We start from the raw sequence: 17,045 nt of genomic DNA, 5'->3' as shown, positions 1-17,045 counted from the left end.
CGAATCTCACTGCTTCTTCAGTTCGATCCAATGCGCCAGCGCGTTACGCACGCGCGGCCCATCGGTACCGTCGGCGCTGGCATCGCCATTGAGCACGTCGCCGCGCAGTCGCAGGGACAGCTCAATCGTGTAGGGCGTGCGCTCGGTATCGGGGGTACCGATGCGAGATGCGAGATAGCCGTGGAACACTCCGTCCTTGAAGCTGGGCTCATTGACCAGCGTGGTCAGCTGATCGCCGAACTTGGCATGGACATCGCCGCTGCTCAGAAAGCGCAGCTCGACGGGAACGTCGTTCACGTAAGTGGCGAGCGAGCCTTTCCAGGTGCCTACCAATGCCTGCGACGGCGCGAATGGCTCCGGTTCCTGACGCTTGCGCTCCGGCGGCAATGGCCACTTGGCCAGCATCTTGTTGGCGATCCGATCGGCCACCTGGCTCGGCAAGCGCGCGGCCGAGTTGGCGAGCACCACGATCGCCAGCTTGTCGTTGGGAAACAGCTGCATCTGCGTGTGCACGCCGCCCATGCCGCCCGAGTGCGCCACCATCTCATGATTGTTCTTGTTGCTGGTGGCGAAGCCGATGGCGTACCCATTCTCCGACGTGCCGGCGGTCCGCACATGCATCTGATCGATGGATGCATCGGTCAGGATGGGCTTCTGATCGGGTAAGTGCGCCTTCAAATGGAACATGCCGAAGCGCACCAGATCGTGAGCGCTGGAGAACACCGCGGAAGCGCCGGGATGATCGAAGTCGTAGAACGGAATCGGCAAGCCGTCCTTGCCGTAGCGAGTGGCGGCGAACGGCTCGAGGCCGGGGCCGATATCGACCGAGGTCCGTGTCATGCCCAACGGCACGAACACTTCGCGACGCATGAACTCGGCATAGCTCGTCCCCGAGGTGCGCGAGATGACGTAGTCGAGCACGCCGAAGCCGATATTCGAATATTCATAAGTCTCGCCCGGCGCCGTGACCAGATTGCCGTAGCGAAGAATGGTTTCGTCCATCGACGGGCGTGTGTAGGGCTCGTCGGCGTAGAAGAACTGGTAGTACGTGGGCAGACCCGACGTGTGGTTGGCTACCCGTCTCACTGTCGCGTCCTTGGCGTCGCCCACGCGAGCGCGCAGCTTGGCGTTGCCCAGATAGTCGTTGATGGGCTTGTCCAGATCGACCTTGCCTGCCTGCACCAGGGTCATCAGGCCAGTGGCGGTGATGGGCTTGGAGATCGAGGCCAGCGAATACATGGTATGCGGTGTCGCTTCGATGCGCTTCTCGCGGTCCGCCCAGCCGAACGACTCCTCCCAAAGAATCTTGCCGTCTTTGGCCACCGCCACGGAGATGGACGGCACCGACTGCTCGACCATCTGCGCACGGATGTAACTGCGAATCTCATCGAAGCGATCGGCCGCGATGGCCGGCGCGCCTGCCACCAGCAACAGCACTGCCACCATCGGGCCAGCTTTTTTCGATAGGGTCATTCTAGGTCCTGGAGTTCTGAGCCCGACGGGCATACCGATTCAGTGTTTTCGATGCCGCGACCGGGCCGCATCGGCGAAACCACCTAAATCACCGGTCGGAGGTCTTCTTCAATTCCGTCCAGTATGGCAGACCGTAGATCCACAAGCCGTCATAAAGCGAGACCGCGGTCGCGACACCGTTGAGCACCTGTCCGCGCTGCTTGAGATACAGCGACACCGTGTGCGGATGGCGAGCCGTATCGGTGGTCTCGATCTGACTCAGCGCCTTGCCGGTCAGCTCACCGTCCTTGAACTTCACATCGTTCAGCAGCGCCGCCATGCGCACGGTGCTCCGGCTGGGAAATTTCGGATCGCCACCGATGCGTACGTGCACGTCGCCCGAGGCCTCGATATCCAGCGTCATCGGCAGATCGCCTTCGTAGGTGTGCACCCGGCCCTGCCAGCGGCCGGTGAGCTCGGCGTTCGGTTTGAACGCATCGTCGGCCGCGACCGGTTTCTTGGATGCCGGTGGCGGCTCCTGCCATGAAGGCAACATCGTCTTGAGCACGTCGTATTGCAGGTCAGTCGGCACCCCGCCGTCGATATTGGCCAGCATCACGATGCCGGCGTTCTGCTCGGGCACCAGCACGAAGTTGGAACTGACACCGGAAGCGGAACCGGAATGACCGATGGTGTGATGGCCGCCGATATCCTCGATCACCAGACCGATGCCGTACGAGGAATCGGCGCTCTCCCGGGCCGGTTGCCTGCTCATGCGGTCGATGCTCGCGTCGGTGAGCACGGCGCGTTGATCGGGCAGCCGGTTCTTGAGCATGAACATGCCGTAGCGAGCCAGGTCGTGCGCGCTGGAATACAGTGTCGCCGATGCAGGCTCGACCGATGCGTAGTCTGGTATCGGGCGACCGGCGTAATCGTAACGCTGCGCCTTGTGTGCCTCGAAGCCGGGCATGACGTCCAATGCCGAGCGAGTCATGCCCAGCGGCGTGAACACGGCCTCCTGCATGAACTGGCCATAGCTCTTGCCAGACACACGCGAGAGCAAATGCCCGAGCACGCCATAGCCAAGGTTGGAGTAACGATAGCGCTCGCCCGCGGGCGCGACGAGAATGCCGTAGCGACGAATCGCATCGCTGATAGTGGGCGCATCCGCCATCGCCGCGCCGTAGAACCATTGATCGCTGCCCGGCAAGCCCGACGTGTGATTCGCGAGCGTGCGCACCGTCACGTCTTTGGCATTGCCCACGTACGAAGTGAGCTTGTCGTCACCGAGATAGTCGTTGGCCGGCTTGTCCAGATCGACCTTGCCAGCCTGCACCAGCGTCATCAAGCCCGTCGCCGTGAGCGTCTTGGACAACGATGCGAGCATGTACATGGTGTGCTCGGTCGCGGCAATACGGTTGGCGCGGTCGGCCCAGCCAAGTCCCTCCTCCCAGACGATCTGGCCGTCCTTCCAGGCAGCGATGGCCACGGAAGGAATATCTCGCTCCTGCATGCGTTGAATGATCGCCGCCCGCGCCGCCTGCATCTTCTCCGGTGGAGGCTGAGTCGCGGTGGCCGGTGCGCTCATCCCGAAACCAACAGGGATGAGCACGGACAACAATGAAGCCGTTGCTTTATTCATGAGTCTGATCGTTTGAATTAGAACCTGGCGCGCACGGTCAGCACATAGCTGCGCGGAGTGCCGTAGCTGTTTTCCGTATAAGTGCTACCCAACACCGAGTAATACTTCTTGTCGAACAGATTGTCGCCATACAGCCCCAGCGACCAGGTCTCGTTCAAACGATACTGCACCGATGCATTCCACACCGAGTACGCGTCCTGCGCGAAACGGAAGGGAACCGGCGTAGTGCTGCCCGCGGTTGCGAGCACCGTGCCCTCGACGTAATTCTCGCTCTGCGCGATCACCCCGGCATTCACGGTCACTCGCGACCAGGCGCCCGGCAACTGCCAGGTCGTCCAGATCTTCGCCATGTGCTTGGGCGTGATGTTCAGGAAATAGCCGCCGCTGCCCCAGAAGCCATCCTGTGCACCCTTGTATTCGTTGGTGTTGTACGTGTAGCCGGCAAACAGCTGCAGCCCCGGCAGCAGCGTGCCGCTGATCTCGGCGTCGAGGCCCTTGCTGATGACCTCGCCCTGATCCAGATAACAACAATCGCTGCCGTCGGTCGGGTCGAACACGGGCGGGTAGCGCGGGTCGGGGTCTCGCACGCCCTGCCCGCTGCGCTTGACTTGATAGATAGCGAACGCGGTGTTGAAACCGCCGATCTCGCCTTTCACGCCGAGCTCGACGCTATCGCCCACCACCGGATCGAGCGGCGACCCCGGCTCCGGCCCCTTGAGCAGATTCGCCTGCACCTTGAACGTTTCGCCGTAGCTGAGGTACGCGGACCAGTCGCTCGCGAAATCCCAGCTGAGGGCGGCGCTGGGAATGAACTTGCTGTCGTCGTAACGAGTCCGTGAAGGATCGCCGAGCGAACCGTCGGCGTTGACGGGGCGATAGATCTGCTCGTACTTGTACACGCCATAACGACCGCCGAGCGTGAGTCGCAGCGGCTCCGCCAGCTGCAGCCCGAGTGTGCCGTAGAAGCCGTGCTGCTTCTGACCGTTCTCGGGATAGACGCCGGTCGTGACCAACTCGGGTCGCGGATACAACGATGGATCGAACGGCGCGAACACGTCGATCGCCGGCCCCGGATAATCGTAGCCGACCATCTGCCGCCCCCTCTGCCCGCCGCCGTCGATCTCTGAGTAGTCGACACCGAGGGTGTAACGGTGTTCGCCGCCGAACAACGGGAACGTGCCGTTGGCCGACAGATCGGCCAGATTCTGCTTGGACGCAAAAGTGCTGGAACGGCCGTAGGAGACCGTGCCCGCGCGAGTGATGGGATCGACCGAACCGTAGGCGATGTATTGAACGTTCTCGCTGTCCTGCTGCAAGCGGGTGAGATTCAACTTGAGCACACCGCTGTCGCCATAACGTTGCTCCACGCGCGCGAACGCTTCCTTGCTGGTCAGATACCAATGGCTCCAGTCCGGCGCCATGCTTTTACTGCGCGGCAGATTCAGATCGGTGCCATCCGAGAAGCGCGGAAAGCCCTGGATGAAATAACCGTCTTCCTTGCGTCGCTCGTAGCTCACGCCGGCGATCAGCAGCGTCGCGGCAGTCAGATCGTATTCGAGCGTGCCGAAACCGATTTTCTTGTCCGACTCGCCGCGATCATAGAAGTAGTCTTTGTTTTCATACGCGCCGACGATGCGGCCCCGCAGCCGGCCGTCATCGGTGAGCGGCCCGGTCGCGTCCACTTCGACCCGTCCGAAATTCCAGCGACCCGCCGAGACATTCAAACTCAGCGCTGGTGCGTCTTGCGCACGCTTACGCACCAGATTGATTACACCGCCCGGCTCGCCGGCGCCCGTGTACATACCGTCCACACCACGAAGCATTTCCACGTGATCGTAAACCGCCATGTCCGGAGTCAGGAACGCACCGAAGTCGCCCGTGTAAGCCGGCGCTCCGCCATCCAACTGCATGGTCTGCACCCGGAAGCCGCGTGAGAAGAAAAAGCTGTCGACGCTGCTGTAGCTCGCGAGCGTGACACCGGTTGTTTGATTCAGCGCGTCGACCAGAGACGTGAGATTCTGCTCTTCGAGTCGCTCGCGCGTCACGATGGTGACGGACTTCGGCGTCTCGCGCAGCGATTGACCCGACTTCGAGCCGATGCTCAGTTCGTTGTCGAGCGTGCCGAAGACATTGACAACCTCGAGGGTTTCGCCGTTGTGGTCGAGCGTGGGCCCGTTCTGCGCCGACACTGCTAACGGCCCCATCAATGCCAGCATCATCGAGGCGAGCGAAAAGCCCGTGGTTTTGGATCTTTCGAGCGAGGACGACTCGACGATCGGTGCCAGCACGACGGTGCGCTCATCGATGAAGCGGTGACGCAGCCCCGTGCCGAGCAGCAGCCGTGCCAGCACTTCATCGAGAGTGAGCCGAGCCTTGAGCGCCGGCACGTCGTGATCCTTGACCAGGTCACGATCGATCAGGATGTTCGTGCCGGTGCTCTTGCTCACAGCACGCAACGACTGTTCGAGTGTCTGAGCGGGCAGATCGAATTGCAGGCCGCCGTCGGCGCAGCTCGCCGGGCTCGCCACCAATCCACAGGACGCCATCACCGCCGTCGCGCCGAGCGCGCGGATCTTGTCTTGCATCGCTTTGCTCCCCGTCGTTATCGGTCTTGCCAGTGCCGTGTTGACCCGGCAAATGACCAGACGGACGACGTGAGCCGTTACCTCAGCGAAGCACTCGAAGAGTTGCATTTATTTTGCGAAGCCGTTCGAGGCTCGCGGCTCGCCTTCGAGAACGATGGTGTCGGGTGCGCTTACCACAGTGAGACCATAGGTCGCCGCCAGCGCGGCGGCAAAGCTCGCGGTATCTCCAGTACGAAACACGCCGTTGACGCGCAGCTTCCGCGCCTCGGGTGTGGCGATGGACAGCTTGACGGTGCTGTAACGATTCATTTCTTCCGCCGCCGCTTCGAGCGTGGTGTCCTCCAGATCCACCTGTCCGAAACGCCATGCGACGACTTTCTGCACGACCGGTTCGTCCAGCGACGCCTCGCCGTTGGCGAACGTGACGCGCTGACCGGGCGACAACACTTGCGGCGCGGCTCGTTGGCCCTCGGCGCTGGCGACCGAGACCCGCCCTTCCATCAACACCACCGAAGTGCCCTTCGCGTCTTCGCGCACCACGAACGAGGTGCCCAGCGCGGTGATGGTCCGATCGCCCGCGACCACGACGAACGGCCAGGACGCCTCCTTCTTGACCACTTCGAACAGCGCCTCGCCCGAGCGCAGCTCCACTTTGCGCACGTGCTCATCGTAGTGAGTGACGATGCGGGTCGACGTATTGAGCGTGATCCGGCTGCCGTCTTCGAGCGTGAGCACTCGTTGCTCTCCGACGCTCGTGCTCACTCCCTCGGCCCGGAAATAGAACACCAGAGCGACCACCACGAGCACGGACATCGCGGCAACCACGGCCGACGCCCGCATGAAGCCTTCGCGAAAACCCGCGCGCTGCCACCGGCTCATGCGCGGAAACGGTTGGTGCTGAAGCCGCCCGGCAAGCTCCCAGCCATCGGAGACGATTTCGAAAGCCCGCGCGCGGCCCGGACTGCCCGCCAGCCAACGTTTGAAACCGCGCTCCACTTGCAGAGTCCGGTCGGGCGCATGCAATCGCGCGATCCAGACCGCCGCCTCGTCGATCTCGGCGGGAGTGCAGCCCGGCTGCGTTTCAGCGACTTCCTTGCTCATCGTTGCAGCAGCCTTCGTCCGACGACCGACATCGCCTTGGCAATGTGCTTCTCGACCGCACTGACACTGATATCGAAATGCTCGGCGATCTGGGCGTAACTCAGCCCATCGACCCGATGCAGGAAAAAAGCCTGACAGGTGCGCGGATTGATGGCGTTCAAGGCCTCGCGCAATTCGCTCAACCGCTGTTCGGCGTCCAGCACTTCGTCGGGACGCGGCGAGGTGTCGAGAATCGTGAACTCCTCGACCGGCTGACGCTCGTAGAGATCGAGGTGAGCCCGCTGGCGCGCGTCTCGCGCCAGGTTGAGCACGGAGCGCACCAGAAACGCCTCCTGCTCACGCACTTCGCCACCCTCGTCGCAGTAAGCCTGCACGCGCAGGAACGCCTCGTGAATCAGGTCTTCCGCATCCTCACGACTGTGACCGCGGCGGCGGAGAACGCTCTGAAGACGCCGCAGATGAGCCGTGAACCAGAACATGAATCGAAGATGACATAGCAATGAACGTGTTGCCAAGTCCTCGGCGGACGTCAGAAAAAAATTCCACTGGCGCCCATTTGGCGATGAGGTCCGGCCCGATACCACCCGTCTGATGTTCTTTATCAGTCTTGTTCGCCTGTCGCTGCACTCCGGCCTCCACCGCCGGTACAATCACCAACCTCATTGGCCACGAGCGAGAGACGATGCGAGGACTAGTACGGCTTGTTCCTGCCCTGTTGCTGACGTTGGGCGCTACGCAGGCCCTGGCACAGCGAGAGATAAAATTCGCCCCCTATGTAGTGCCGTCCTCGGGGACCATTGCTCTGTCAGTGCGACAGGATGTGCCGCAGGAAGGCGCGTTCGCCGAGGTCGACACGGCGTCAAGTGGCGCACTCCGGCGTGCGGTGACGGCGATGAATTACCGTGGCGAGCGCGATAAGGTGCTCGACCTGGGCGGCGTCGGACCTTACGAGCGCGTCATCTTGATTGGCACGGGCAACGAGGCTGCTTCCCCACGCTTGCTCGAGGATGTCGGCGGCTGGGTTGGCCAGGTGGCTGCCCGCAGCCCGGTCAAGCGGGTCGAGATTCTGTGGCCGGGCGCGCAAACCGATGCCGGCGCGCACCTGGCGTTCGGCGCCGAGCTCGGACAGTATCGATTCAACAAATATCGCCAGGCTCCTGCCAATGCGCCGGTGCTCGGCGAAGGCGAGATCATCGTCCGCACGCCGGCCGGCGATGCGGCCAGCGCAACGTATCTGGCGCAATGGCGGCCAGTAGCAACGGCGGTCCGGTTTACCCGCGACCTCATCACCGAACCCGCCAACGAAATCTATCCAGAGAGCTTCGTCGATCGCACACGCGAAGCCTTCCGTGGCCTCGCGAACGTTCGCATCGAAGTGCTGGACGTTCCGGCGATGGAGAAGCTCGGCATGGGCGGCATGCTCAGCGTCGGCAAAGGCAGCGCCCGTCCGCCTCGCCTGCTCGTCGTGCGTTACGACGGCAGCAAGTCGGGCGACGCGCCGTTTGCTTTCGTCGGCAAGGGCATCACCTTCGACAGCGGCGGCGTGTCCATCAAGCCCAACGATGGCATGTGGCGCATGAAGACCGACATGTCCGGAGCCGCCGCCGTCACTGGCGCGGTGCTGGCGCTGGCGGGCCGAAAGGCGCCGGTCAATGCAGTGGCGATTGCCGCGCTGGCCGAGAACATGCCCGACGCCGCCGCTTCACGTCCGGGCGACGTCGTTCGCACGATGTCCGGCCGGACGTTCGAGATCATGAGCACCGATGCCGAGGGGCGCATGGTGCTCTCGGATGCCGTGTGGTACGCGCAGAAGCAGTTCAAACCACGCGTCGTCATCGACCTGGCAACGCTCACGGGCGCGATTACCACCGCATTGGGAGATGACTACGCGGGTCTGTTCTCTCGAGACGATCAGTTGGCGGCCCATCTGATCAGCGCCGGCGAACAATCCGGCGAGTATCTGTGGCGCATGCCCCTGCACCCCTCGTACGCGAAGGATCTCGAATCACCGATCGCCGACATCCGCAACAGCACGGGCCGCACGATGGGCGGCGGCGCCGGACACGGCGCGCACTTCATTGGATCCTGGATCGAAAGCGGCACACCGTGGGCCCATCTCGATATCGCCGGCATGGCCTGGCGCGAAGCCGACGCTTTGGCCACTTCGCCTCCCGGCGCTGCTGCATTCGGCGTCAGGGTGCTCGATCGGTACGTGCGGATGATTACCGCTCGGTAATCCACCAAAGGATGGAGGCAAGCCAGCGATGAGTGGTCCGAAATATCTACCGCTCATTCTGGCCGGCCTACCGCGCCATCAACATGATCGGCAGCACCAGCAGTCCATCGCAGCTCGTCTATGAGCTCGCGGTCACGCCGGCGTCCGTCGGCATCGCGTTCGCACTCGCCGTACTGCTGGGCCTCATCGGAGGTTTGCTGCCAGCTCTACGCGCCACGCGCGTTCCGATCGCAGTGGGTCTGCGGTCGCGTTGATTCGGCCCTTCAGGCCCCTCAGCCCGGCCTCTTATTAGTACCAATATAAGACCAATTACATAGACTCTGGCATATCCTCAGGATTGGTACTATATTGGACCTAGCGTGGTCTCAGCCACGTGACGGCGATGGATCGCCTCAACTTTCGAGCACTGCCGACCAGCAATCGACATGGACGTTCTTCCCCATCGTGCAGTCGGCCCCGCCGACAGCCCAGGCGACCTCAGATTCGCCGGACTTCGCACACCCCCTGCCGGGATTCGGATCCAGCAATCTTTGTATGGAGGATATTTGCAGTGACCGCATCAATTGCACGGGCCCCGTGGAGCTTCCTCGCGGCCTTGTTCTGGTTGTTATATTCATCGGCCAGCCTGGCCCAGACGCAGCCCTGCCCCTTTCCCGCCTGGAGCAGCAGCGCGATTTACGTCGGCGGGAATCGCGTCACCTATCAAAACGCGGCGTATGAGGCGAAGTGGTGGACGCAGAATGAGATCCCGACGCTGTCCGGTGAGTGGGACGTGTGGCGCAAGCTTTGGGTCTGCAGTGGCGGTGGATCGAACCAGTTGCCCACAGCGAATGCGGGCGCGGATCGCTCGATTGCCACAGGTGCGGCGGCGAGCCTGCAAGGCTCGGGCTCCGATACTGATGGCACCATTGTTTCCTATGTATGGACGCAGACCGCCGGCCCCGCAGTCACGCTGAACGGCGCAAACACCGCCAATGCGAGCTTTACAGCGCCGCAAGTCACGGCGAACACGGCGTTGACGTTCCGTCTCACTGTGACCGACAACCAAGGCGGCACCGGCAGCGACGACGTCACGATCACAGTGACCAAGGGCGGCGACAACCCCGGCGGCGGCAAGCAGGTCGGCTCCTACTTCACCCAGTGGAGCGTCTATGGACGCAACTATCACGTGAAGAACATCGACACGAGCGGCGCGGCCGCGAAGCTCACGTTCATCAACTACGCCTTCGGCAACGTCTACGACGACGGTCGTTGCAACATCATCACTCGCGCCGAGAGCGGCAACGGCGACGGCGGCGATGCGTATGCGGACTATCAGAAATCCTATGACGCGGCCTCTTCCGTGGACGGCGTGGGCGATACGTGGGATCAGCCGCTGAAAGGCAACTTCAATCAATTGAAGAAGCTCAAGGCGCGTCATCCGCAGCTCAAGCTGTTCATTTCCCTGGGGGGCTGGACCTGGTCGAAGAATTTCAGCCGCTACTCGACGACGGCCGCGTCGCGCCAGACGATGGTGTCCTCGTGCATCGATATCTATCTCAAGGGCAACCTGCCGGTCGGCGATGGCGCGGGCGGTCCGGGCGCGGCGGCCGGTGTCTTCGACGGTATCGACATCGATTGGGAATATCCGGGCGGCGGCGGTCAGCCGTACAACACGGTCAGCCCCGACGACAAGCGCAACTTCACCCTGCTGCTGGCCGAATTCCGTCGTCAGCTGAATGCACTGTCGTCGCAGACCGGTCGTCAGTACTACCTCACGATCGCCGCGGGCGCCGGCACCGACAAGATCGACAATACCGAGCCCGCTCAGTATTCGCAGTCGCTCGACTGGATCAACCTGATGACCTATGACTATCACGGGGGCTTCGAGCCACAGGGTCCGACCAACTTTCAGTCGAACCTCTACATGGACCCGAACAATCCGGCGACCGGCGTCGCGAAGACGTATGCAACCGAAAACGCAGTCAACAAGCTGCTCGCTGCCGGCGTACCGGCGCAGAAGCTCGTGATCGGCATTCCGTTATACGGTCGCGGCTGGACCGGTGTCCCGAACGGTGGCGCCAACGGTTTGTATCAATCGGCGAGCGGCCCGGCGCCCGGCACTTACGAGGCGGGCATCGAGGATTACAAGGTGCTCGCGCCGCGTAACGCGCCGAAGTTCTATCACCCCGTCACCAAACAACTGTGGACCTACAACGGCTCGCAGTTCTGGAGCTTCGATGATCCGGTGGTGATCGCGACCAAAGCCGCCTATGTCAACAGCCTGGGCCTGGGCGGCCTGTTCTCCTGGTCCCTGGACGGCGATGACTCCGCCGCCACGCTCGTGAAGGAGACGGCGAAGGTCCGTCAATGATGGCGCGATAGCAGACGCGGCGTCGGAGCTCGTCTCCGGCGCCGCTCTGCCGCCCGATGGCTAGAACTGCAGGATCTCGGCCGCCACGATCTCCAGCTGTGACGCACAGCCGATGGCTCTGCCCCCGGACGGCGACAGGATGAACTCTTCCTGCATCTGCTTGGCCCCTACCGCCGACCACCGGACCCGCACCTTGATGCTCCGGTAGGTATGTTTATTGGTCACCACCCAGGAACGATTGAACTCATCGCACTGTTTGTCCGTGCTGGAAACGATGAACTCCGTGGCCGGAGGTTCCTTGGCCGGAGCCTCTTCGGCCGCCGCGCACAGTTCACCCAGCACGATTCCAAATGCCAGCACCGCGACCGGTAACGACCGGCTCTTCCCCTGAACTTGTCCCATGATGCAGTCCTGTTCTGCGCCCCGGCGCAAATGAGACGGCTAATTATTCGAACGTCGTGCAAGCATGGGCGCAACGAGTCAACAGACCTGTTACTCAGCTCTCATTTGTGAGATCCGGCCGGGACCCTGCGCATGAGATTTGTGAAGGGCGTCAAATGGCCGCCCGGAGGGAGCTCAAGGCTCCCCGATATGTTTCCGGAAGAACTCCAGCATGCGTCGCGTGGCATCGGCGGCATTCGCCGGGAACCAGGTGGTGATCGCGTGTCCGCCGCCCTTGTAGATGGCCAGCTCCACGGGCCGGTCCAACCGCTTCAGCGCCGAGTACAGCTTCTCGGCATCGGTCACGAAGGTGTCGTCGGAGCCCTGCATGATCAGCATCGGCGTCTTGATCTTGTCGGCGCGATAGTAAGGTGAGTTCTCGATGTAGCGGAACACGTTGGCCCACGGATGGGTGCCGACGCGCGGCCCGCCGGTTTCGACCCACGACATCCATAGCGGGCTGCTCTCGTCATTGATCGGGAAACGTTCCGTGTACAGTCGCCCATAGATGCCGCCGAGATCATACGGGCCATTGCTAGGCACGGCGGCACGGAACAGATTTGTCCGGCTGACGATGGCTGCCGTCCCGTAAGCACCGGCGGACTGGCCACGCAAAGCCAGGCGCCTGATGTCGATGTAACCCAGTTCCGCCGCGCGATAGACCTGCGGCAGGACCGAGTCGACGATTTCGTCGATGGCATCTCCCGCATTGGTCCCGCCCGGTCCCATGTCGGCATTGGTGAGCAGTACGGCGTAACCGCGGCTGGTATAGATCAACGGCGGTTCGCCCGGATAGCCGCCCCCACCGAAGTACGTGGCATCGCCACTCAGATCGATATCTGGATACATCATGACGATCGCCGGCAACTTGTCGCCGCGCTTGGCGCCGGGCGGCAACAGCACGGCGCTCCTGAGCGTGACGAGCGTGCCGTCGTAGCTCGGCGCGACGCTTTCAAAGACCTCGGCATTGCCGACCTTCACGGCGTCGAGCCTCGGCTCCACCGAAGTCACGCGTCGTCGGCGCGAGAAGTCACTCGAGAACGCGTGCAGATTCAGCGGCGTCTTCAAGTCTTCGTAAGCAACCAATAACTCACGCGACTGCGCCACCGGCATGACGTTCGTGACCCGCGCCGGTGCGGTCCAGAGAATCTTGCTCTCGCCGCTGCGGGGGCCGAGCCTCATGATCGCCAGATCGGTGGTGGAACGATGACGCATCACCGCCGTCACCGTGCCCTTATCCGGCTGCCACACAGTGCGCGGTGTCGACTTGATGACGTCGTAGAGCTTCCACTTGTCATCGTACGTGAGCTTGGTAATCGGCCCGCCGTCCAGCGGAATCGCAGCCAGCGCGCTGCTGTCCGCATCGAAGTACAGATTGCCGTGCTCGACCGGCTCGATGCCGACGATGACTGAGTTACCGTCTTCGCTGAACCAGTTGATCGTCGGGCCGAGCGGACCCGCCGCCTCGCCAATCTGGCGCGGCGCCTGCGGGCCGTCCTCGCCCATTGTCACCAGCCACAGCTTGCGATCCTGGATATAAACCAGCAGGTCGCGCTGCGGATGCCAGCTGTAGTTGCGACGATGCAAGTCGTGCAACGACGGCAGGGCGGCGGCAATGGAATGCACTTTCCCGCCCTGCGCCGACACGACAGCGAGGTCGGTGACGGACTTCCAGGCACCCGAGGTGGGTTTACGAATGACCGAGAGATAACTCACCCACTTGCCGGAGGCGGAGACTCGCATCACGCTGGGCAGCGGATTCGCATCCGCCGGCGCAACGATCCTCGTTGTTCCCGTGCTCACATCGATCGCGGCCACAGCGGCGTTGTTCTCGAAAATAAAATGACCGCTGTCGGGTGCCGCCGGCGCGATCGGTGCATCGCCCTGTTTCGCAGCGGCACTACGCAGCACCAGCACGTCCACACCCTGCGCCTGACCGGGCTCAGGTTGGTTTCGCTCGAACCTGGGCGTCGCCGGCATCGTCGGCACATACACCGTACGTCCGTCCGGTGACCACTGCGCTTCATCGCCCGCCCACAACTTGGCTCTCACCAACGCGTCCGACACCTTCCGGCACTGGCCGCTCGCGCGCTCATACATCCACAACTGCGGCTTGCCATCGGTGTCGGCATAGAACACGAGCTTCTCTTCCACGGGCGACCACGACGGGCGCCACATCTGCCCCGTGTGCTGCGGACAGATGCGCTCGCTCTTGCCACTCTTCACCTCGGTGACATCAATGCGCGTGCCGAGCACGCCAGTGGGCGTGCCGTTCTCCTGGTAACGCGTGGTACCACTGAGATCCACATCGTTCGGCCGATTCTGCACCTCGTAGGCGACGTGACGACCCGAGGCCGACAGCGACATGACGCCACCGACCGAGAATTCAGTGCGGTCGAACGCGAGATCGAACGGCAGCTCGCCCTCCCTCGCGTGCGCGGTAACAACTAGAAGCGACAACAACACCAGCGGCGCTTGCGAAACACGCATCTCTCTTCTCCTATCTGTTATTACCAGCGCTTCACCAGGCGCAGCGACGCGTTGCGCCCGAGCGGGTTGGCGTTGGTCGAGTCGTAACGCAGTCCGTAGTAGCTGCCGTAGAACTCCGGTGGATCCGTGTCGAGCAGGTTGCTGATGCTGAGCGCGGCACTGAAACCGTTGAGCCAGCCGGTATTCGCCACGCGTGAGCCATCGAAGCGCAGTGTCAGGTCGACCGTGGTCCACGAATCCATCTTGGGATGGGCAGCCGACATGGCATTCTCATAGCCATCGAGATAGTTGATCTGCGCGTAAGCGCCATACGCCGCCCGGGTCCAGCCGAAGCTGGCGCGCAGCCGAAAATCCATCGGCTTGCCGACCTGGTTGATGAGGCTGAAGGTGGGACTGGTCGGCGTGACGTTGCGCTCATGCTCCAGCGTGTAGGTGGCGTTCAATCCGAAACTCAGCGTACCGATGCCAGTGACGCGTGAGCCATCGATGCTCAGGTCGAGACCGCGCAGCGTCTCGGTCGCGATGTTGTCGGCGCGATCGTCGAACAACACCAGATTGGGAAACACCGTGAGCAGGTCCTGACTGTTCGGGTCGAAGGGCGTCGTCACGTTGGGATCGATGCTCAAGCCGAGGTCGGTGATCGAGTTCAGAAACTGCGTCACCTGAGCGGCGCTGGGATTGCGGATCACCAGCCCGGGAAAACGCGACTCGTTGATGAGCGCGGTCTCGCGCTCGGTGAAGCTGAAGGCCGGCGAATCCAGACGGTCTTCGTACTCGATCTCGAAGTACGACAGCGACGCCTTGAACGACGGCGCGAACGATGGCTGATAGTCGAGACCGAGGCTCCAGGTCTCAGCCTCTTCCGGACCGAGCTGCGAATTGGTGCCAGTGAGCTCGAGCATGGGCGACAGCCCGCCTGGCACTGCCGGATCGGGCCGCATCGTCAACAGTCCATAAGCAAAGCCCGTTTGCTCGAATAACGACGGCGCGCGAAACGCAGTCGAGTATGCGCCGCGCACTGTGACTTGATCGCTCACGCCCCAAATCACGCCCAACTGCGGATTGAAGGTGCTGCCTACGTCTTCGTAATCGTCATATCGGCCCGCGACCGAGAGCTCCAGACGTCGCAGCCCCACGCCGCCATCGCTGACCAGCGGCACCAGCACTTCGGCGAATGCAGAATTCACGCGGCGCTCGGAATCGCGAATCAAGTCGCCGTCGGCCGTGAAGTAAAAACTCTCGTCGCGGCGCTCGACCCCGATCGCCATCTGTGGCGTGACCGCGCCGAAAGTGCCGAGCGGACCGCTCGCCACCGAGGACAGCGAAGTCATCTTCGCTTCACGAAACCAGTTCTGGACAGAGACCAGCGACAGTGTCGGTGTGTGATAGTCGAACGCCTCGGTGAAGTCGTTCTTGGCGAAGCTGGTGGTACCGGACAGATTGAGCTGCCATTGCCCGGGCAGGTCCGCTTTCATGCCGAGCGACCCGCCCAGCTGTTTGCTGGTGCCACTGGTTGCATCCGTGGTGTCGGCCGGAGACCCCGTCCTGAACGTGCGAGTGATGCTTTCGAATTCCTTGTTCGCGTACAGCACATCGCCGTACAGCTCGATGCGATCGGTCGCGGCGATGCGCCCGGAAAGAAACCCGGAGTGGCGCGTCATGTCGGGAATCAGATCGAGCCGTCGAGTGAACGTGCCGAGCGCGTTGGGTGACATCACCAGGCCGGTATCGACCAGGTCCAGAGGCTCGTCGCGCTGATAATCGTACGCCGCCACGATGCTGCCGCGCGCGCCGGAGGTGCCGGCGATCTGGCTGAGCTGCAACTTCTCGCCACCGCCGAATCCGGTGGGCGATCCATAGACGACCTGAGTCTCTGCGCCTTCGAACGAACGACGGGTCACGAGATTGACGACGCCGGCCACTGCGTCGGAGCCGTAGATGGCCGAGCGACCGCCGGTCACGATCTCGACGCGTTCGATGGCCGACAATGGAATCACCGAGACGTCGACCACTCGTCCATCGATGCTGCCGGCACGGCGCGTGCCGTTGACGAGCGTCAGCGTCGATTCGGCGCCGAGTCCGCGCAGATCGATACCACTGGCGCGATCGACGCCGTTGCGCTGAGCCACGCGCGATGCGCTCTCCAGTGCCTGGGCGCCGTCGAAGCTGATCGCGGCAAAATTCTGCGGCAGGTCATCGAGCAGCCCTTCGATGCTCGAGTAACCGGTCTTGTCGAGATCCTCGCGCGTCACCGTGATCGACGGCGCCGCCACTTCGGTGGCGCCGCGGATGTTGGTGCCAGTAACGACGATTTCTTCCAACTGAATTCGCGCCGAGTTCCTGCCCTCCGCGCTCTCTTCTCTGCGCTCCGGCGCAATCAGCCACACGCCCTGCGAGCCGCGTCGAAACTCCAAGCCACTGCCTTCGAGGAGTCGTCGGATCGCCTCCTCCGCCGTGAATTCTCCAAGCAACGCCGTACTCGTGCGTCCCGACACGACCGCGCTATCGAACGAGAGTTGCTGGCGCGAGGCACGCGCGAAGGCTTGTAGCGCATCACCCAGCGCTTGCGACGGAATCTCGAACTGATACTTCGTGATCTGTTCCGCCTCGATGGACCGCGGCGTTTGCGCGGCATGGGCCACTGGATACGTCAGCGCCGCCAACGTGATGACACTGCAACGAAGAGTGAATAGAGGCGAGATGACCGGCATGAGCTGCTCCCGATGTATTTTTTTCTGCTCGGCG

The 17,045-nt window shown here is 62.6% G+C and carries 11 protein-coding genes; 3 read left to right on the top strand and 8 right to left on the bottom strand.

The window, feature by feature from the left end:
* Positions 1 to 6: 6 nt before the first annotated feature.
* From EKO19_RS24530 to EKO19_RS24510, 5 genes are all read right to left on the bottom strand, one after another.
* Positions 7 to 1,473 carry a serine hydrolase domain-containing protein gene (locus EKO19_RS24530; RefSeq protein ID WP_157995418.1) on the bottom strand — a complete coding sequence of 489 codons (1,467 nt, stop codon included), beginning with the start codon at positions 1,471 to 1,473 and terminating at the stop codon, positions 7 to 9.
* Between the two features lie 88 nt (positions 1,474 to 1,561).
* Complete coding sequence (locus EKO19_RS24525) at positions 1,562 to 3,094, bottom strand: serine hydrolase domain-containing protein (protein WP_129779495.1); 1,533 nt, start codon at positions 3,092 to 3,094, stop codon at positions 1,562 to 1,564.
* A 17-nt stretch (positions 3,095 to 3,111) separates the two neighbouring features.
* A complete protein-coding gene (locus EKO19_RS24520; protein ID WP_175597170.1) occupies positions 3,112 to 5,679 on the bottom strand; it encodes a TonB-dependent siderophore receptor in 2,568 nt (855 codons plus the stop codon).
* 108 nt (positions 5,680 to 5,787) lie between these two features.
* Positions 5,788 to 6,780, bottom strand: coding sequence for a FecR family protein (locus EKO19_RS24515; RefSeq protein WP_129779491.1), 993 nt, complete (start codon positions 6,778 to 6,780; stop codon positions 5,788 to 5,790).
* The gene (locus EKO19_RS24510; RefSeq protein ID WP_129779489.1) at positions 6,777 to 7,259 is read right to left on the bottom strand and encodes an RNA polymerase sigma factor; all 483 of its coding nucleotides are present in this window, start codon (positions 7,257 to 7,259) and stop codon (positions 6,777 to 6,779) included. The genes EKO19_RS24515 and EKO19_RS24510 overlap by 4 nt, the downstream gene beginning before the upstream one ends.
* Positions 7,260 to 7,462: 203 nt before the next feature.
* Between EKO19_RS24510 and EKO19_RS24505 the strand changes: the two genes are divergently transcribed.
* The 3 genes from EKO19_RS24505 to EKO19_RS24495 all read left to right on the top strand — a co-directional run bounded on the left by EKO19_RS24505 (position 7,463) and on the right by EKO19_RS24495 (position 11,369).
* A complete protein-coding gene (locus tag EKO19_RS24505; protein ID WP_129779487.1) occupies positions 7,463 to 9,016 on the top strand; it encodes a leucyl aminopeptidase in 1,554 nt (517 codons plus the stop codon).
* 32 nt (positions 9,017 to 9,048) lie between these two features.
* A complete protein-coding gene (locus tag EKO19_RS24500) occupies positions 9,049 to 9,270 on the top strand; it encodes a hypothetical protein (protein ID WP_129779485.1) in 222 nt (73 codons plus the stop codon).
* Between the two features lie 296 nt (positions 9,271 to 9,566).
* On the top strand, positions 9,567 to 11,369 hold the full coding sequence (locus EKO19_RS24495; RefSeq protein WP_217705553.1) for a glycoside hydrolase family 18 protein: 1,803 nt from the start codon (positions 9,567 to 9,569) through the stop codon (positions 11,367 to 11,369).
* A gap of 60 nt (positions 11,370 to 11,429) precedes the next feature.
* Here the strand turns inward: EKO19_RS24495 and EKO19_RS24490 are convergent, their stop codons facing one another.
* The 3 genes from EKO19_RS24490 to EKO19_RS24480 all read right to left on the bottom strand — a co-directional run bounded on the left by EKO19_RS24490 (position 11,430) and on the right by EKO19_RS24480 (position 17,011).
* On the bottom strand, positions 11,430 to 11,771 hold the full coding sequence (locus EKO19_RS24490) for a hypothetical protein (RefSeq protein ID WP_129779481.1): 342 nt from the start codon (positions 11,769 to 11,771) through the stop codon (positions 11,430 to 11,432).
* A gap of 174 nt (positions 11,772 to 11,945) precedes the next feature.
* On the bottom strand, positions 11,946 to 14,300 hold the full coding sequence (locus EKO19_RS24485) for a S9 family peptidase (RefSeq protein WP_129779479.1): 2,355 nt from the start codon (positions 14,298 to 14,300) through the stop codon (positions 11,946 to 11,948).
* A gap of 20 nt (positions 14,301 to 14,320) precedes the next feature.
* Positions 14,321 to 17,011: a TonB-dependent receptor gene (locus EKO19_RS24480; protein WP_129779477.1), complete on the bottom strand. Its 2,691-nt coding sequence runs from the start codon at positions 17,009 to 17,011 to the stop codon at positions 14,321 to 14,323.
* Positions 17,012 to 17,045: the final 34 nt, after the last annotated feature.

This window comes from Peristeroidobacter soli, assembly GCF_004138485.1.
Taxonomy (GTDB): domain Bacteria; phylum Pseudomonadota; class Gammaproteobacteria; order Steroidobacterales; family Steroidobacteraceae; genus Steroidobacter; species Steroidobacter soli.
The sequence above is the reverse complement of the archived record's forward strand: the minus strand, read 5'-3'. Positions and strand labels throughout refer to the sequence as shown.